Below are 17,435 nucleotides of genomic sequence, written 5' to 3'. Positions count from 1 at the left end.
TCAACCATATTTCGGACAGCGGATCGACAGGACCAGCAGCATCGTGAAGCATCTATCCCATGAAGATCCGGCCCGCCGTCGCCCCGCCGACCGCTGAGGACACCGGTCCCGCGCAGCCCCCCGCCGACCGGCCCTCGGACGACCGCCCCACGGACGAGCGCCCGTCGGACGGCAGGCGCCGGTGGCGGCCGAACCCGGAGTGGACGCTGGCGATCCTGGGTAGCCTGCTGCTGGCGGTGGTGCTGACCTGGCCGACGATGCGGCACCCGGCGACCACGATCCCGGGCGACCTCGGCGACCCGACGTTGCAGGCGTGGCAGGTCGCCTGGTCCGGGCACGCCCTGCTAAGCGATCCGGCGAACCTCTGGAACTCGAACACGTTCTATCCGGAGCGCTACACCTACGCCTACAGCGACACCCTGCTCGGGTACGCCCCGTTCGGGATGCTCGGCTCCGGCTTCGAGGCCGCGGTGATCCGCTACAACGTGCTCTACGTGCTGCTGCACGCGCTGGCGTTCCTCGGGGCGTACGCGCTGGCCCGGCAGCTCGGCGCCAACCGCTGGGGCGGTGCGGTCGCCGGGATCGCGTGGGCGTACGCGCCCTGGCGGCTGGCGCACTCCGGTCACCTGAACATCCTGTCCAGTGGCGGGATCGCGCTGGCGCTGGCGATGCTGGCCCGCGGTCACGGCTGGTCGCTACGCCACGGCTACCGGCCGGAACGACGCAAGCCCGGCTGGGCGGTGGCCGGGTGGCTCGTCGCGGCCTGGCAGGTCACGCTCGGCTTCGGCATCGGGCTGCCGCTCGTCTACTTCCTGCTGGCTGCCGTGCTGGTGGCGGCCGGCTGCTACGGCTGGTCCTGGTGGCGCAAGCGGGAGCGGCCACCGTTCGGCCGGCGGCTGCTGATCGCCGACCTGGCCGGCGGCGCCGTGTTCGGCACCGTGACGCTGCTGCTCGGGCTGGTCTACCTGCGCGTGGTCGACCTCAACCCGCAGGCCGTCCGCTCGCTGGACTGGACGAAGATGTTCTCCCCGCCGCTGATCGGGTTCATCACCGCGCCCGGCGACTCGTGGTTGTGGGGGGAACGGCACGCCGCCGCCCGCGAACAGCTGACCTGGCCGCCGGAGATGGCACTGCTGCCCGGCATGACGCTGATCGGGCTGGCCGCGGCGGGGTTGTTCGTCTCGGCGTTCCCGGTGCGGCACCGGGTCGCGCTGGGGCTCGGCGTGACCGGCACCGTGCTGCTGGGCCTGGGCGCCACGCTCGGCGGCGACGGCGACCCCGGCTACCTGACGTTGTCAAACCTCCTGCCGGGCTGGGACGCGTTGCGCACCCCGGGCCGGATGATGCACTGGACCAGCCTGCTGCTCGCCGTGCTGGCGGCCGGGCTGGTGACAGCGCTGGCCGAGTCGTGGCGCCGGCCCGCCGCCGCGCGCGCGTCCCGGGCGGTGGCGGCGCTGGTCCTGCTGGTGCCGCTCGCCCTGGTCACGCTGGAGGGCGTGAACCGCACGCCGCACCCGGTGGTGCCGACGCCACCGGCGGCGATGCGGACCGCGCCGGAACCGATGCTGGTGCTGCCCGCCGGCGGGGTGGGCGACCTGAACTACATGCTGTGGTCGACCGACGGATTCCCCCGGATCACCAACGGGCTCGGCGGTTTCGAGCCGGTCACCCAGGCCCAGACACGGGTCGCCGTGGCGACGTTCCCCGACGCGGGCAGCGTGGCGTACCTGCGCGGAATCGGCGTGCGGTCGGTCGTCGCGGTGCCGAGCCGCGCGGCGGGTACGCCGTGGGAGGGCATCGAGACCCGGCCGGTCGACGGGCTGGGCATCACCCGGGAGGAAGTCGATGGCACGCTTGTCTACCGCCTCTGACGCCGTGGGCACCGGTCCCGCATGCCCGGGCCGGGCGGGGTGAGCGCCGTGCGGTTGTCGGTGGTGGTGCCCTGCTTCAACGAGGAAGCGTCGGTGGAGCGGCTGCACGAGATGCTCAGCGTCGCGTTCGCCGAGCTCACCGATGTGGACGTCGAGGTGGTGTACGTCGACGACGGAAGCGAGGACGGCACGCTGGTGGCACTGCGCCGGCTCGCCGCCGCCGACCCAGCCGTCTGCTACACGTCGCTGAGCCGCAACTTCGGCAAGGAGGCGGCCATGCTCGCCGGCCTGCGCCGGGCCACCGGCGACGCGGTGGTCATCATGGACGCCGACCTGCAGCACCCGCCGCGGTTGCTGCCCGAGATGGTGATGCTCTACCGCCAGGGCTTCGACCAGGTGATCGCCCGCCGGGACCGCCGTGGTGACCGGTTCATCCGGATGGTCGCCTCGCGCTCCTTCTACCGCCTGGTCAACTGGTGGATAGACGTACGCCTGCTCGACGGCGCCGGCGACTTCCGGCTGCTTTCCCGGCTCGCGGTGAACGCGATCCTGGCGATGCCGGAGTACAACCGCTTCTCCAAGGGCCTGTTCTCGTGGATCGGTTTCCGCACCGCCGTGGTGGCGCACCGCAACGAGACCCGGCAGGCCGGGCGGAGCCGCTGGACGTTCGGCAAGCTGTTCAACTACGCGTTCGACGGCCTGCTGTCGTTCAACAACCGGCCGCTGCGCCTGGCGATCTACGGCGGCCTGTTCCTCACGCTCATCGCCGTGGGCTACATGGCCTGGGTGGTCGCGGACGCCGTGGAGAAGGGCATCGACGTGCCCGGCTACACCACGATCATCGTCAGCGTGATCGGGCTCGGCGGCATCCAGATGATGATCCTCGGGGTGATCGGCGAGTACATCGGCCGGATCTACTACGAGACCAAACGCCGTCCGCACTATCTCGTGCAGGAGACCGAGCGCGTCGTCGATGCCCCCGGCCGGACCTCCCGGATTCCGGAGCAGCGTACGGTCACCGGCGAATCGATGGCCGGCGAAACCGGCTGAGCAACCCCGATCGGTGGGTGCCGATAGGCGCAGAATCGTTCTCTTTTCGCAGGTGGCGGGCGGTTGCTATGGTCGCCCGCGACGCCGGAGACCGGCGCCGAGGAAAGGGTTGCGATGGGGCTGATGGACAAGCTCCGGGGCGAACTCATCGACATCATCGAGTGGCTGGACGACAGCCGCGACACGATCGTCTGGCGGTTCCCCCGGTATCAGAACGAGATCAAGATGGGCGCCCAACTGGTCGTCCGGGAGTCCCAGACGGCGGTGTTCGTCAACGAGGGGAAGATCGCCGACGTCTTCACTCCGGGGACGTACACGCTGGAGACCCGCAACCTGCCGATCCTGTCCACCCTGAAGGGCTGGAAGTACGGCTTCAACTCGCCGTTCAAGGCCGAGGTGTACTTCGTCAACACCCGGCAGTTCACCGACATGAAGTGGGGCACCCAGAACCCGGTCATCCTGCGCGACGCCGAGTTCGGCGTGGTCCGGGTACGGGCGTTCGGCGCCTTCGCGGCCCGCGTGGTGGACGCGTCGCGCCTGCTGCGGGAACTGGTCGGCACCGACCCGCAGTTCCGCACCGAGGAGGTGCAGGAGTACCTGCGGCAGCTCATGGTGGGACGCCTCGGCGGCGCGCTCGCCACGGCCGGCGTGCCGCTGCTGGACCTCGCCGCGCACCAGGACGCGATCGGCCGGCGGCTGGCCGCCGTGCTGACCGAGGAACTGGCCGAAGTCGGCATCGCGATCCCCAAGTTCGTCATCGAGAACGTGTCTGTGCCGCCGGAGGTCGAGCAGGCGCTGGACAAGCGGACCAGCATGGGCGCGGTCGGTGACCTGGACCGGTACACCCGTTTCCAGGCCGCGAACGCGATGGAGGCCGCGGCGAACAACCCGGGTGGCGAGGCGGGCGCGGGCATCGGCCTGGGCATGGGCATGGCGATGGGCCAGCAGATGGCCCGGTCGATGGGCGGTGGCGCGGCCACGCAGCCGGCGCAGCTGGCCGCCGCCGAGCCGCCGCCGCTGCCGGGCCAGGCCCAGTGGTACGTCGGCGTCGGCGGCCAGCGCCAGGGTCCGTACGACCTCGGCGCGCTGGCCGAGCAGGCGAACGCGGGCGCGCTCGGCGCGGACACGCTCGTCTGGCGTACCGGGATGGCGCAGTGGCAGCCCGCCGGGCAGGTGCCCGAGCTGGCGTCGGTGCTCGCCAGCGTCCCGCCGCCGCTTCCGCCGCAATGAGCGACACGGCTGTCTCGCCGCCCTCCTACCAGTGCGGGGGGTGCGGCGCCCGGGTCGAGTTCGCACCCGGCACGACCGCGCTGAGCTGCCCGTACTGCGGGCACCGGCAGGAGATCGCCGGTGCCGGCCGGGAGGTGCGCGAGCATGCGTACGCGGAACTGGCGTCGCTGCCCCGCAAGCCGGTGGCGAGCGTCGGCGCGCACACGTTCGTCTGCCCGGGCTGCGGCGCACGGACGGAGAGCGACGCGCTGGCGCAGCGCTGCCAGTTCTGCGCGGCTCCCCTGGTGGCCGACGCCGGGGCGGGTGAGCTGATCGCGCCGGAGGCGGTGCTGCCGTTCGCCGTCGACCGCAACGGTGTGCGGACGGCCCTGGGCCAGTGGTGCCGCAGCCGCTGGTTCGCGCCCGGGAGCCTGAAGAAGATCAGCGAGGCGGAGACGCTGAAGGGCACGTACCTTCCGCACTGGACGTTCGACGCGCGGACCGTGTCGGACTACCAGGGTCAGCGGGGCGAGCACTACTACGTCACCGAGACGTACACGGTGACGGTCGACGGCAAGCAGGAGACGCGGACCCGGCAGGTGCGGCACACCCGGTGGCATCCGGCCGCCGGGACCGTACGCCGGGACTTCGACGACGTGCTGGTGCCCGCCACCACCCACCTGCCCACCGAGCAGTTGGACAAGCTGGCGCCGTGGCCGCTGGCCGAGGCGGCCGCGTTCCACGGTGACTACCTGGCCGGATACCAGGCGCTGCGGTACGACACCGAGCCCGAGGCGGGCCTGACCGAGGCGAAGGCGCGGATGGCTCCGGTCATCGAGGGGGACTGCCGGTCGGACATCGGCGGTGACGAGCAGCGGGTGTCCGCCGTGGACACCACGTACTCCGACGTGTCGTACAAGCTGGTCCTGCTGCCGGTGTGGATCGCCGCGTACCTGCACGCGGGCCGGTCGTACCAGGTGCTGGTGAACGCCCGCACCGGTGAGGTCATCGGCGAGCGTCCCTACAGCACGGCGAAGATCGTGGCGGCGGTGCTGGCCGCGCTGGCGCTCGTCGCGCTCGTGGTGGCGTACGCGATGAACCGCTGACGCGTACGGGCCACCGGTGTGCCGCACCGGTGGCCCGTACGCATCGCGCGAGGGGAGATGTCCGAGCGGCCGATGTGCCGCCGCGCGGGTCCACAGCAGAGTGAGGGCACCACCACCATCGGCCGGGCGGCGACGGAGGGAAGCCCCGATGGACTCACTGCGGAAGACCTCGCTGGTCGCGGGCGGCGCCTATCTGCTCACCTTCGTCTCGATCCCCACCGTCGCCCTGTACGCCCCGGTCCGCGAGCCGGACTACGTCCTCGGCACCACGTCGCAGGCCCCGGTCGTCCTCGGCGGCGTCCTGGAGATGGTCGTCGCGCTCGCCTGCATCGGCACCGCCGTCGCGCTGTACCCGGTGCTCCGGCAGCAGGGCCCGGCCCGCGCGCTGGGCTTCGTCGGCGCCCGGGTGCTCGAAGCCGCCGGCATCCTCGTCGGCGTCGCGAGCATCCTGACGCTCGTCGCGCTGCGGGACTCCGCCGCCGGGCCGGACGCGCTCGTCACCGGCCGGACGCTCGTCGCCTTCTACGACTCGGTGTTCCTGCTCAGCCAGGGCTTCCTGCCCGCCGTGAACGCGCTGCTGCTGGGCACGCTGCTCTACCAGTCGCGTCTCGTACCGCGCGTGCTGCCGCTGCTCGGGCTCGCCGGGGCACCGCTGCTCGTCGCCTCCGACCTCGGCACGCTGTTCGGCGCCTGGGACCGGCTGTCAGCGGTGGCGGCGGTCGCCGCGCTTCCCATCGCGGTGTGGGAGTTCTCGCTCGGCGTCCACCTGGTCGTCAAGGGCTTCCGGCCCTCTCCCGTCACGGCCGGCGCGGTGGAGCCCCGGCCGGTCCGGGACGCCACCGTCTGAGCCCTGTCAGGCCCGCGCGCCGCCGTCGACCCGCAGCACCGTACCGGTGACGAAGGAGGCGCGGTCGCTGAGCAGCCAGGCGGCGGCCTGGGCGATCTCGTCGGGCTCGGCGGCCCGGCGCAGCGGCGTGGCCGCCGCGAGACGGTCGATGATCCCGGGCGACTCGGCGTCCCAGGACCGCATCATCTCGGTGAGCGTGCTGCCCGGGGCGATCGCGTTGACGCGGATGCCCTCCGGTCCGTAGGTGACCGCCGCGGACTCGGTGAGGCTGTTGACCGCGCGCTTCATCGCCCCGTACGCGGGCAGCGCGGGGTTGCCCATCAGGCTGCCGACGCTGGAGTTGTTCACGATCGCGCCGGTGCCGGCGGTGGCCCGGATCGCCGCGACCTCGGCGACCAGGGCGAGCCACGGCCCCTTCAGGTTGACGGTGTAGACGTGGTCGAAGTCCTCTTCGCGCACCCGGTCCATCGGTCCGGGCGGCACGATCGTCGCGCCGTTGTTGAAGGCGACGTCGAGGCGGCCGTACACCTCGACCGTGCGGTCGACCGCGGCGCGCACGCTCGCCGCGTCGGCCAGGTCGCAGACGACGTACTCGGCGGTGCCGCCCGCGGCCCGGACCTGCTCGGTGACCGCCTTCAACTGCTCCTCGGTCCGGGCGGCGAGCAGCACCCGGGCGCCCTCGGCGGCGAACAGCCGGGCCGCCGCGGCGCCGATGCCGCGCCCGGCGCCGGTGATGAAGGCGACCTTGCCGGCGAGCAGGCCGGCGGTCGGGTGGACTGTCGTGTCGGTTCGTGTGGTGTCCATGCCGGCAAGCCTGGGGCCGGTCGCGGAGCCCATCCAGGCACCGGCGGTACCTGGTTACGCTCCGCGGCACGCGGGCACACTGGGGTCGTGGACCGACGTGAGCTGGCAGTGTTCCTGCGCAGCAGGCGGGAGCGGATCGCCCCGGCCGACGTGGGCCTGCCCGCGGGACGGCGCCGCCGCACCCCGGGACTGCGCCGGGAGGAGGCGGCGCGGCTGGCGTTCATCTCGACCGAGTACTACACCCGGCTGGAGCAGGGCCGGGGTCCGCGTCCGTCGCGGGAGGTGCTGGCCGGGCTGGCCCGCGCGCTGCGGCTGTCCGACGCCGAACGCGACCACCTCCACCACCTGGCCGGGGAGCCGCCCGCGCCGCCGCCCGGGCCACCCCGGGAGGTACGCCAGAGCGTGCTGGACCTGCTGCACCGGCTGCCGCAGGCGGCGGCGTTCGTGACCTCGGCGACGTTCGAGGTGATCGCCTGGAACGACCTCGCGGCAGCGCTCATGGAGGACTTCTCCGCGGTGTCCCGGCGGGACCGCAACCTGGTCCGCCGGGCGTTCCTCGGCCCGCACCTGATGTACGGCGTGTCGGACGCGAGCGAGTTCGCCCGCCACTCGGTCGGACGGCTGCGCGCCGCCGCGGCCCGCTATCCGGACGACCCGGAGATGGCCGCGCTGATCGCCGAGCTGCTCGCCGGGAGCAAGGAGTTCGCCCGCCTGTGGGCCTCCCACGACGTCGGCGGTGCGCGGACGCTGTGCAAGACGTTCCGGCACCCGCTGGTCGGGCCGGTGACTGTCAACTGCGACGTCCTCGACATCACCGACCGCGACCAGCAGGTGGTCATCTACACCGCCACGCCCGGCTCCCCCTCGGAGGAGGCGCTGCGGCTGCTCTCCGTGATCGGCACCCAGCGGATGACCGTCGAGCACTGAGCCGCCCGCCCGCGCTGGAACGCCACGGGTGTCCGGGCGGCCTGCGGCACCCGTGGCGTTCCACTCGCTGTGGGTCAGCAGCCGATGCGGGTGGAGCCCATCGCCACGTCGTCGTACCAGAGGGTGTCGGCGCCGCCGCCGTAGCTCTCCCAGCCCAGCTTCAGGTCGGTGAGCTGCGGTCGCCAGGTGCGGTTGTACCACTGGCCGTCGATGTCGTGCGTCGGTACGCCGTCGGCGGTCAGCCCGGTCACGGCGACGCCGTCCAGCCAGGTACGCAGCTGACCGGCAGAACCGTCCACCATGAACTCCAGGCAGGCCCAGCGGTTTGTGGGCAGCGGCACGCTCTGTGCCACCCCGGCCGGGCTCTGCTCGGGCAGCGTGGCGTCGTCGGAGGCGCGGTTCCACTGCAGCGCGCCGTTCTGGCCGCCCAGCCGCAGGTCCCGGTTGCCGTCGGCGGCGTCGGACATGGTGATCATCGTGGTGTGGTCGGTGGGCTGGGCGGTGGTGTGCCGGACCCAGATCCGGGCGTACCTGACGCTGCCCAGGCTGCTGAGGTTCTTCGTGGTCCGGACGAAGACGTGGTTGCAGTACCCGGCCGCGCCGTTGATCCGTACCGCCCGGCTGCCGCTGTGCGTGGTGGACGTGTCGATGGTGGCCGTGCCGGCGCCGGAACAGTCAGGGCTCACCACGCTCCAGTCACCCGACGGCGTCGAGCCGGTCTGGTTCTCGAAGCCGTCGCAGAGCACCGCCCCCGCGCACCCGCTCGGCGGTGGGGTGGTCGGCGGCGGCGTCGTGGGCGGCGGGGTGGTCGGTGGAGCAGTCGTGGGCGGCGCAGTGGTGGGCGGTGGCGTGGTCGGCGGGGCGGTGGTCGGCACCGTCGTGGTGGGCGGCGGTGTGGTCGGCCCGGCGCCGTTGCACGGTACGCCGTTGAGGCTGAACCCGGTCGGCGCGCCGCCGGCGGTGCCGTACGTGCCCTGCACGCCGAACTCGGTCGAGCCGCCGGCCGGAATGCTGCCGTTGTACGACATGCTGCGGGCGGTCACCGTCGACCCGGACTGGCTCACTGTGGCGTTCCAGCCGTTCGTGACGCGCTCGTCCCCGGCATACGTCCAGGTGACGGTCCAGCCGGACACGGCGGTGTCACCCGGTGACACAGTGATGTTCGCGGTGAACCCGCCGGGCCACTGGTTGGGTGTGTAGTCGACCCGGCAGCCCTGTGCGGCTGCGGCCGGGCCGGTGAGCAGGGCCGTACCGGCCGCGGTGACGGCGGCCAGCGCGGCGACGGCCGCCACGAGCGGGGCGGGACGGGCACGGAGAATCGTCATGGGAAGTCCTTCGGCGTCGGACAGGGCGCAGCAGCGCGCGTCCTCGTCGGACGCGGCGGTGCGCGAGGGTGCGGCGCGGCGATGCGCCACGGTGAGTGGTCGATGCGTACGACCGATGTGCCCGGCTCGAAGGTGGCCCGGTCAGCCGCCGGGGTCCGGTTCTCGCGGACCTCGGCGGCGCCCAGCCCAATCTATTTACCGTCGCCTATCCAATCAAGGCCTCCGCCCGCGCGGATGCCCGTCATCCCGGATCGGCGCCCACGCCGCTGCGCAGGGGTTGCCAGCCGTCGCGGTAGCGCACGCCGCCGGGTCGCAGCCGGACCCGGTCGTGCGGCGTACCGGGGACCGGCTCGGTCCGGATCACCTGTGGCCGGTCCACCACGACGCAGACGTCCTCCCCCGGCCACCACCAGCCGCAGGAGCGGGCCAGGTCGGCCCAGGTGTCCAGGTGTCCGGCCTCGTCCGGCCCGTACCGGGCGAGACCGAGCCGGCGCAGCACGTCGTAGTAGGCGATCCACGACGCGTCCTGCTGCCCGTACCAGCACACGGGCACCGGGCCGTCACTTGCGAGCGCCGCACGCACCGGCAGGTAGAACCCGTGCGCGAGGCTGCGGTGCAGCGCCGCGCGTACCCCCTGGTGCAGCACGACGGCGAGCGGTACGCCCCCGTCGAACGCCCGCTGCGGTGCCAGCTCGGGCCACGGCTCCTTGGCCTTGCCCCGGCGCGCGGGCGACAGCTCGGGATCGGTGTGCACGACGCCCGCGCTGAGCGCGCCCCGGAGCTGGGAGACGACCATGGCGATGTCGCTCGCCAGCAGCGGCGTCCGGGGCGGCCGTATCGCCCGGATGCGCTCGTGGAGCCCTTCGAGGGTGGGCCAGCCGCTGACCATAGGCAGCGCCTTGGCCGGCGAGTCGACCCATTCGAAGCGAGGTCGCGGCCGCGACGCCCTCGCGTAGACGGCGGTCAGGCAGCGCTCGGCGGTCTGCCGGTCGGCCGGCTGTGTGGACAGGGCGTGGTCGAGCCATTCCTGGCGGATCCGGACCGCCTGCTGCCACAGTTCGTGCGGGATCTTCGCGGCGTCGTCGCGCCGCGGGGAGGCGCTCATCGCGCCGGGGCGTCGCCGCCCTTCCGGTAGGAGATCATGGAACGACTCTGACCCATGTCTCGGCACCGCTCAAGCGAATTCCGTACCGTGACCGCATCCGCAGTGCCCGGCCAGGAGAGAAGGGAACACCGTTGCCCGTGGACAGTGACCGCTTGACCCGACCCCCTGTCATCACCGCGCAGATGCTCATCCGCCGGCCCGCCGCCGAGGTCTTCCAGGCGTTCGCCGACCCGGCGGTGACCACGAGGTTCTGGTTCACCAGGAGCAGCGGCCGGCTGGAACCCGGCGCCGTCGTCACCTGGGACTGGGAGATGTACGGCGTCTCCACTGTCGTGACGGTCAAGGAGGTGGAGGAGAACCGCCGCATCCTGGTCGAGTGGGATCCGGAGTCCCCCACTCGGGTCGAGTGGCGGTTCCTGCCGGGTGGGGACGACACCACGCTGGTCCGGGTCACCGAGACCGGCTTCGCCGGCAACGCCGACCAGGCCGTGAGCAAGGCGATCGACTCGATGGGCGGGTTCATCATGGTCCTCTGCGCCGCAAAGGCGCTGCTGGAGCAGGGGGTGCTGCTGAACGCGGTCGGCGACGCCCACCCGTCCGGCTTCGAGGAATGACCACGCCGGCCACCGGCGCGAACAGGGGCGGAGCCGGATCGGCTGCCCGGATCGCGGCCACGAGCTGCGCCAGCTGCGGGTAGTCGGCGCGGGCCGCGTGGAGAAGGTGGTCCGCGTCGTTGTGGTTGCCGAGATACGACTCGGCGGCCGCCCGCAGAAGGAGCGCGACGGCACAGAGGTCGACCGGCTCGGCACCCGGGCGGACGTCGAGGAGCAGCGATCGCGCATCCTCGGGCCGCTGGTTGAGCAGATGTGCCAGGCTCATCGCGATCCGGGCGGACAACACTCGCGGCTGCGTCCGGGCGGCGATCCGGGCGAGTTCCGAGATCTCCCGCACCTCCCGGCGTTCCAACGGCGCGCCGGCCACCACCGCGGCGTACAGGTACCACAGCCCGAACTGGACGCTCAGCGTCTGGCCGATCGCGGCGGCGGCTGCGGGATCGGTGCTGCCCGCGCGAGCCAGTGCCGCGAGCCGCTCGGCCTCCGTGATCAGTTCGGCCGACGGGGTGGCTTCCGCCATCAGTCTCTGCTGGTAGGCAGCGAGGGCCAGGAGCGGAGCCTCGTCGGCGCGGGCCTGAATCCCGACCCGGTGGACGTCACCACCCGCTCGGGTGACCGCCCGCAGAGCCCTGATCACCTCCTCCTGGTAGTAACCCGCCCGCAGCCCGTCACGGGCGGCTGCCGGAGCCCGGAGCCAGCGGAGCACGTTCTGGCCGTCGCTGCAGGTCGAACGCCCCGGAAGGAGGAGGTTGGTCAGGCCGAGCAGCGCCCCGACGAACGCGGCGCAGAGCAACGTCAACCGCGTCGACGCCGTACCGGTGGACGTCGACGCGACGGCGAGTGCCGTCGCGACGCACAGGTTGGTCAGCGGGCCACCCAGATTGAACAGCACCATCCGCAGCGGCAACGCCGGCATCGACGGCGAAGGCCGGACCGCCACCTCGTTGCGCCAACCGTTGAACGGCGCGATACGGACCGCGACGACCGGCAGGCGCAGCAGCTTCGCCACGACGAGGTGCCCGCACTCGTGCAGGGCGAGGTGCAGCCACAGCGACGCGCAGGTGAGGCCGGCGGCAGCGATCGCACCCGTCACGGACTCGGTGACGAGCAGCGCGAACGCCGCCGCCTCCACCGCCAGGAGGAGTGACACGGCGACCAGCCGGCGGCGGAGCTTCACCAGGAGAGGGTACGGCCGGACAGGCGGCTGCTGGGGGACACCCACACCCGCGCCCGGCATCACCACGACCCTGCGGTACGGCCTGATGCGGCCGGAGCTGCGTGCCGAGGCCGGCGCCTTCACGGCCGAGACCGTCTGAAGCTCCATTCTCGCTCCGAAGCTGTGTCATCCGGCATGCGTTGACGCCGGATGACACGCTTGCGCCGATGGATGCGTTCGTCTCACAGTTGCCGGCGCTGCTCGGCGTCGTCGTCGGTGCCCTCGGTACGGGTCTGGTGACCTTCCTGTCCACCAGAAGTCAGTGGAAGCGCGGCCAGTCCGTACGGTGGGACGAACGACGACTGGAGGCGTACGGCGAGTTCGCACAGGTGCTCAAGGAGATCCAGGCGATCTCGCTGCGGGTCCTGGCCGCGGCGGACGGCGACAAGTACCGCTCAGGGTTGGACAAGGCCGCGGCGCTGCCCCGGCTCGCCGACGCCGACATCAGGCACACCCTCGCGTGGGAACGCCTGTTGCTGCTCGGGGACGCCGCCACGGTCGCCGCCGCGCAGGACTGGCGCGAGGCGGTCTGGCGGCTGGAGCACCGAGCCCGCGAGGTCGGGGAGACCACCGAGCCGCTGAGCGGCCTCTACCAGCAGGCCAACGCGAGCCGTGATCGCTTCTATGACGCGGCTCGACGCGGCCTGGGCGTGAGAGGCGGATCAGTCGCCCAGTCCGACCGCCTGCAGCAACGCCTCGCATCCCCCGAGGACAACCAGTCCGAGGCCCCCCGCATCTGATCCTGGACTTCGTCCCGCTCCGGGCGCGATGAGTTCGCCCGCCCTGGCCGGTCTGACCGGTGTATCCGATCGAATGCCGGAAACCGGCAGACCGCCAGGAGGGACGAGAACCATGACCGTTGCCGACACCACTCCCCAGCCCGTCGCCCGCGGATTGCACCGGACGCTGTGGGTGCTCCAGGTTTTCCTCGGCGTCTTCTTCATCGTCGCCTCGGCCGGCCCCAAGCTGTTCGGCGAGACGAACGCGGTCCAGACCTTCGAGGACATGGGCTCCGCGCCCTGGTTCCGCTACCTCGTCGGCCTGCTGGAACTGGCCGGCGGCATCGGGCTGCTCGTGCCGAGGCTGGCCGGCCTGGCCGCTGTCGGGCTCGCGCTGCTCATGATCGGCGCCGCCGTCACCCAGGCGTTCATCCTGGACGGCGGCGCGCTGGTCCTCACACCGGTGGTGCTGTTCGTGCTGTTCGTGTTCATCGCGTGGGGCCGCCGCCACTCGATCACCCGGCTCCTCGGACGCTGAACCGGGGTGCGCCGGCCGACCCGTCAGGGCGTCCAGCGCACCCCCGGGTTCACCCGCCCGTACCAGTCGAAGAGGGCCATGTTGTCCCACCCGTTCCCGGTGCCGTTGATGTTCGCCGGGTCCCAGCCGTTGCCGGGGACGGCGTACCAGGTGGGTTCCCAGTAGAAGACCCCGATGGCGCCGGCGTTGCGGGCGGTGTTCTGGACCCAGTCGAACTGCTGGGCCTGCCCGGCCCAGGTCGCGCTGATGCCGTCGCAGGTGGCGTCGCCGCCGATGACGTTCGGCTGGCTGTCCGCGTCGTCCCGGGTGAACGGGTACGCGGTCTCCACGATCACCACCGGCTTCCCGTAGCGGCTCCGCAGGTCGACGATGTTGTTGTAGAGGTTCGCCAGGCTGCCGTGCCACATGCAGTAGTACGACAGGGCCGTCATGTCCCACTGCACACCCTGGGCGCGGATGCCGTCGTAGAACCAGCGGGCGTTGGCGTTGCTGTCGGCGTTCGCGGTGTGGATCATGACGGGGATGCCGCCGCCGCACGCCTTCACCGCGTTGTAGCCCTGCTTGAGCAGCCCGGCCAGGGGGGCGAAATCGTTGTTCACGACCTTGCCCTCGTTCCACAGCATCCCGACGTTGATCTCGTTGCCGATCTGCACACTGTCCGGCAGGGTGCCCTGCCCACGCAGGGCGGCGCAGACGTCGTACGTGAAGGCGTACACGTCGTTGCGCAGCTGACTGAGGCTGTGCCCGGCCCAGGCGGCCGGCTTGTACTGCTTGCCGGGGTCGGCCCAGGTGTCGGAGTAGTGGAAGTCGATCAGCACCTTGAGGCCCTTGGCCTTCGCGACGCGTGCCTGGGCCAGCACCTTGGTCTTGTTGTTGTAGCCACTGGCCGGGTTGTTCCAGACGCGCAGCCGGACGTAGTTGAGACCGACGGACCGCAGGATGTCCAGCGGGTCACGGGCCACCCCGCCCGCGTCGTAGTACTTGGCACCAAGGTCCAGGCTGCGCTGCAACGAGGAGACGTCGGCGCCGCGCATGCTGAGCGTGTTAGCGGCGGCGACCGGCGCGGGCGTACCCCCGACTGTGGTGGTGACGGCGAGGACGACGGCCGTGACGGCACCGACCAGGGCGCGGCGGCGGTGGCGTGTGGTCACAGGACTTCCTCTCAGCCGACAGTGCAGGGGACGCCGTTGAGCGAGAAGCCGGTCGGCGGCGCGTCGCTCGTGCTCCACCGCCCTTGGAAGCCGAAGGTCGCGGAGCCGTTCGACGCGATGACCCGGTTCCAGTCGACGTTGCGGGCGGTCACGGCGGCGCCGGCCTGCCCGACTGCGGCGTTCCACGCGTTGGTGACCTGCTGGTCGCCGGGGAAACCGAACGTGACGATCCAGCCGTCGACCGGCGCCGTCCCGGTGTTCTGCACCGTCACAGTGGCGACGAAACCGCCCTGCCACTCGGACTGGTTCCGGTAGGTCACCCGGCAGGTCGAGGGCGGCGGTGGCGGCGGAGTCGACGTCGTGGGCACGGTGACCGTGTTGGAGGCGATCGACACGTTGCCGGCGGCGTCCCGGGCCCGCACGTAGTACAGGGTGCGCAGCGGCGTCGACGGGGGCAGCGGCCCGGTGTACGTGGTCCCCGGCACGGTCGCGACGAGCGTCGAGGTGAACCAGCCGTCGAACCGGTAGACGTTGTATCCGAGCACGCCGACGTCGTCGGTCGACGGCGCCCAGGACAGCGTGGCGGCGGAGCCGGTGACCTCGCCGACGGTGAGGTTCTGCGGGGCGCTCGGCGGCGTGGTGTCCGGGCCGGTGTCGGTCACCGGAGTGACCACCTTCAGCTCGTCCGTGGCGGGCGAACGGCGGCCGTCGCCGTCGCGGGCCGACACCCGGAACGAGTACTGCTGGCCCGGCTGAATGTAGTTGGTGATCGTCACGGTGGTGACGTCGCCGAGGCTGAGGCTGTAGATCACGTCGCTGAACGCCTGGTAGTAGGTGATGTCGTACCCGACGACGGGGCAGCAGCCGCGCGCGGCTGCCGTCCAGGTCAGGGTGACCGACGTGGTCCGCACCTGGGTGGCGGCCAGGTGCGTGGGCGCGCTCGGCGGGAACGGCGTGGTGCTGGGCGGGTCGGGCGTCCTGGGCGTCGACGTGGGCGTCACAGTCCCGGTCGGGTCCGCGAGGGGCACCGCGGCGCCGCCGGGCGCCGTCGCGGCAGCGGGGTACGCGGTGCCGGCGCCGGCCGACGGCGCGGCGATCAGGGCGGTGACCAGTACCGCGGCCGACAGCACGCCTGCGGCCGGCAGACCCGGCCGCAGGCGGCGGAACAGCGAGGACGACGAGACGGCAGCCATACGTCGACGATGCCGCCAATACATCGATGATCGCCAACATGTCCCACACCTCGGTCGGCGCGGCAACCTCTTGCGAGGTACGACTCCTGCCTGATTCGTCGTTTTCCGCCGCCTATCCGGCTGATCAGCCACAATCGGAACGACAGGGTGAGCCGATGCAGGAGGCCACCGCACGCACGAAGGCTGGACGGGAAGCCGCGATGGCCACCTTCGAGTACCGCTGCCCGCAGGACGGCAACTTCGACGTCGTGATGCCGATCGGCACCGCGGGCCCGTCGACGAGCTGCCCCCGGTGCGGACGCCCGGCGACACGGGTGTTCTCCGCGCCCCGGCTCACCCGCATGCCGGCGGCGCTACGCGAGGCCGTGGACCGGACCGAGCGCAGCGCGGAACAGCCGGAGGTGGTCGGGCGGGTACCCGGCGGTCGCCCGGCGCGCCGCTCGACGAACCCGGCCCACGCCCGCCTGCCCCGATGGTGACCACGAGAAGGGCCCGAGACCGTGCCTGAACTGCTGTTCCCCCTCGACTCCACGAAGAGGTTCACCGACCAGGAGAAGGTCGGGCACAACCGCTGGCATCCCGACATCCCGCCCGTGGCGACGGTACGTCCCGGACAGTCGTTCCGTGTCCACTGCCGCGAGTGGTTCGACGGCGCGATCCACAACGACGACTCCGCCGAGGACATCCGGGACGCGCCGCTGACCCGGGTCCACGCGCTCAGCGGCCCGTTCGCCGTCGAGGGCGCCGAGCCGGGCGACCTGCTCATGGTCGACATCCTCGACATGGGCCCGATCCCCCAGGAGTCAGGCCCGCTGGCCGGCCAGGGCTGGGGTTACACGGGCATCTTCCCCAAGAACAACGGCGGCGGCTTCCTGACCGAGCAGTTCCCCGACGCGTACAAGGCGGTCTGGGACTTCTCCGGCCGCAAGGCCACCTCCCGGCACATCCCCGGCGTCTCGTTCACCGGGATCGCCCACCCGGGGCTGATGGGCACCGCCCCGTCCGCGTCGCTGCTGGCCACCTGGAACCAGCGGGAGGGTGCGCTGATCGCCACCGCGCCCGACCGGGTGCCGCCCCTGGCCCTGCCCCCCGAACCGCAGAACGCGATCCTCGGCAGCCTCACCGGCGCCGACTTCGACCGGGTGGCCGCCGAGGCGGCGCGGACCGCGCCGCCCCGGGAGAACGGCGGGAACCAGGACATCAAGAACTTCACAGTCGGCAGCCGGGTCTTCTACCCGGTGTTCGTGCCGGGAGCCAACCTGTCCCTCGGCGACCTGCACTTCTCCCAGGGGGACGGAGAGATCACCTTCTGCGGCGCCATCGAGATGGGCGGCTTCGTCGACCTGCACGTCGACGTGATCAAGAACGGCATGCAGACGTACGGCGTCGCCGAGAACACCATCTTCATGCCGGGCGACACCCCGCCGCAGTACTCCCAGTGGCTGGCCTTCTCCGGACTCTCGGTCACCCTCGACGGCGAACAGCGGTACCTCGACTCACAACTCGCCTACCAGCGCGCCTGCCTGCACGCCATCGACTACCTGACCCGCTTCGGCTACCAGCCGGAACAGGCGTACCTGCTGCTCGGTGCCGCACCGATCGAGGGCCGGCTCTCCGGCGTGGTGGACATCCCCAACTCCTGCGCGACCGTCTACCTGCCCACCGAGATCTTCGACTTCGACATCCGCCCCTCGGCCGCCGGTCCGACCCGGATCGACCCGGGCAAGGGCGCCCCGAAGGCCACCATGCCCTGAGCGGGT

Annotated in this window: 17 protein-coding genes; 11 read left to right on the top strand and 6 right to left on the bottom strand. The window is 71.9% G+C overall.

The window, feature by feature from the left end:
* The first annotated feature begins 59 nt into the window (after nt 1-59).
* From IRY44_RS13700 to IRY44_RS13680, 5 genes are all read left to right on the top strand, one after another.
* Nucleotides 60-1,871 (top strand): hypothetical protein, encoded by a 1,812-nt coding sequence (locus IRY44_RS13700; protein WP_194800786.1) that lies wholly within the window; start codon nt 60-62, stop codon nt 1,869-1,871.
* A 21-nt stretch (nt 1,872-1,892) separates the two neighbouring features.
* Nucleotides 1,893-2,921, top strand: coding sequence for a glycosyltransferase family 2 protein (locus tag IRY44_RS13695; protein ID WP_228532063.1), 1,029 nt, complete (start codon nt 1,893-1,895; stop codon nt 2,919-2,921).
* Between the two features lie 114 nt (nt 2,922-3,035).
* Nucleotides 3,036-4,151, top strand: a complete 1,116-nt coding sequence (locus IRY44_RS13690; protein ID WP_194800785.1) for an SPFH domain-containing protein — start codon at nt 3,036-3,038, stop codon at nt 4,149-4,151.
* Entirely contained in the window at nt 4,148-5,236 is a 1,089-nt protein-coding gene (locus IRY44_RS13685) for a hypothetical protein (protein ID WP_194800784.1), read from the top strand. Before IRY44_RS13690 ends, IRY44_RS13685 begins: the two co-directional genes overlap by 4 nt.
* 148 nt (nt 5,237-5,384) lie before the next feature.
* Nucleotides 5,385-6,083 carry a DUF4386 domain-containing protein gene (locus IRY44_RS13680; RefSeq protein WP_194800783.1) on the top strand — a complete coding sequence of 233 codons (699 nt, stop codon included), beginning with the start codon at nt 5,385-5,387 and terminating at the stop codon, nt 6,081-6,083.
* Between the two features lie 6 nt (nt 6,084-6,089).
* On the opposite strand, the gene IRY44_RS13675 is transcribed toward IRY44_RS13680, so the two are convergent.
* Nucleotides 6,090-6,887 carry an SDR family NAD(P)-dependent oxidoreductase gene (locus IRY44_RS13675; RefSeq protein WP_194800782.1) on the bottom strand — a complete coding sequence of 266 codons (798 nt, stop codon included), beginning with the start codon at nt 6,885-6,887 and terminating at the stop codon, nt 6,090-6,092.
* 87 nt (nt 6,888-6,974) lie between these two features.
* On the opposite strand from IRY44_RS13675, the gene IRY44_RS13670 reads away from it, so the two are divergent.
* Complete coding sequence (locus IRY44_RS13670) at nt 6,975-7,814, top strand: helix-turn-helix transcriptional regulator (RefSeq protein WP_194800781.1); 840 nt, start codon at nt 6,975-6,977, stop codon at nt 7,812-7,814.
* A 74-nt stretch (nt 7,815-7,888) separates the two neighbouring features.
* Here IRY44_RS13670 and IRY44_RS13665 read toward each other — a convergent pair whose 3' ends face one another.
* Entirely contained in the window at nt 7,889-9,139 is a 1,251-nt protein-coding gene (locus IRY44_RS13665) for a cellulose-binding domain-containing protein (protein WP_194800780.1), read from the bottom strand.
* A 241-nt stretch (nt 9,140-9,380) separates the two neighbouring features.
* Nucleotides 9,381-10,244 carry a DUF6745 domain-containing protein gene (locus tag IRY44_RS13660; RefSeq protein ID WP_194800779.1) on the bottom strand — a complete coding sequence of 288 codons (864 nt, stop codon included), beginning with the start codon at nt 10,242-10,244 and terminating at the stop codon, nt 9,381-9,383.
* 152 nt (nt 10,245-10,396) lie between these two features.
* Between IRY44_RS13660 and IRY44_RS13655 the strand changes: the two genes are divergently transcribed.
* Nucleotides 10,397-10,858 carry an SRPBCC family protein gene (locus IRY44_RS13655; RefSeq protein WP_228532061.1) on the top strand — a complete coding sequence of 154 codons (462 nt, stop codon included), beginning with the start codon at nt 10,397-10,399 and terminating at the stop codon, nt 10,856-10,858.
* Here the strand turns inward: IRY44_RS13655 and IRY44_RS13650 are convergent.
* On the bottom strand, nt 10,767-11,990 hold the full coding sequence (locus tag IRY44_RS13650; protein WP_370584933.1) for a hypothetical protein: 1,224 nt from the start codon (nt 11,988-11,990) through the stop codon (nt 10,767-10,769). The genes IRY44_RS13655 and IRY44_RS13650 overlap by 92 nt on opposite strands.
* Nucleotides 11,991-12,241: 251 nt before the next feature.
* Here IRY44_RS13650 and IRY44_RS13645 point away from each other — a divergent pair, with 251 nt between their 5' ends.
* Together IRY44_RS13645 and IRY44_RS13640 are read left to right on the top strand one after the other, a co-directional pair.
* On the top strand, nt 12,242-12,814 hold the full coding sequence (locus IRY44_RS13645; RefSeq protein WP_194800778.1) for a hypothetical protein: 573 nt from the start codon (nt 12,242-12,244) through the stop codon (nt 12,812-12,814).
* 112 nt (nt 12,815-12,926) lie between these two features.
* Nucleotides 12,927-13,331, top strand: a complete 405-nt coding sequence (locus IRY44_RS13640) for a DoxX family protein (RefSeq protein ID WP_194800777.1) — start codon at nt 12,927-12,929, stop codon at nt 13,329-13,331.
* 23 nt (nt 13,332-13,354) lie between these two features.
* Here IRY44_RS13640 and IRY44_RS13635 read toward each other — a convergent pair whose 3' ends face one another.
* Nucleotides 13,355-14,482: a glycosyl hydrolase 53 family protein gene (locus IRY44_RS13635; protein ID WP_194800776.1), complete on the bottom strand. Its 1,128-nt coding sequence runs from the start codon at nt 14,480-14,482 to the stop codon at nt 13,355-13,357.
* Nucleotides 14,483-14,493: 11 nt separating this feature from the next.
* Nucleotides 14,494-15,675: a cellulose binding domain-containing protein gene (locus IRY44_RS13630; RefSeq protein WP_194800775.1), complete on the bottom strand. Its 1,182-nt coding sequence runs from the start codon at nt 15,673-15,675 to the stop codon at nt 14,494-14,496.
* 200 nt (nt 15,676-15,875) lie between these two features.
* Here IRY44_RS13630 and IRY44_RS13625 point away from each other — a divergent pair, with 200 nt between their 5' ends.
* Both IRY44_RS13625 and fmdA read left to right on the top strand, forming a co-directional pair.
* Nucleotides 15,876-16,154 carry a zinc ribbon domain-containing protein gene (locus IRY44_RS13625; protein WP_194800774.1) on the top strand — a complete coding sequence of 93 codons (279 nt, stop codon included), beginning with the start codon at nt 15,876-15,878 and terminating at the stop codon, nt 16,152-16,154.
* A 21-nt stretch (nt 16,155-16,175) separates the two neighbouring features.
* On the top strand, nt 16,176-17,429 hold the full coding sequence (gene fmdA, locus IRY44_RS13620) for a formamidase (protein WP_194800773.1): 1,254 nt from the start codon (nt 16,176-16,178) through the stop codon (nt 17,427-17,429).
* Nucleotides 17,430-17,435: the final 6 nt, after the last annotated feature.

Origin of the sequence: Micromonospora sp. ANENR4 (genome assembly GCF_015354395.1) — a bacterium.
GTDB classification, from domain to species: Bacteria; Actinomycetota; Actinomycetes; order Mycobacteriales; family Micromonosporaceae; genus Micromonospora; species Micromonospora aurantiaca.
This window is presented reverse-complemented; position numbering and strand designations above follow the sequence as displayed.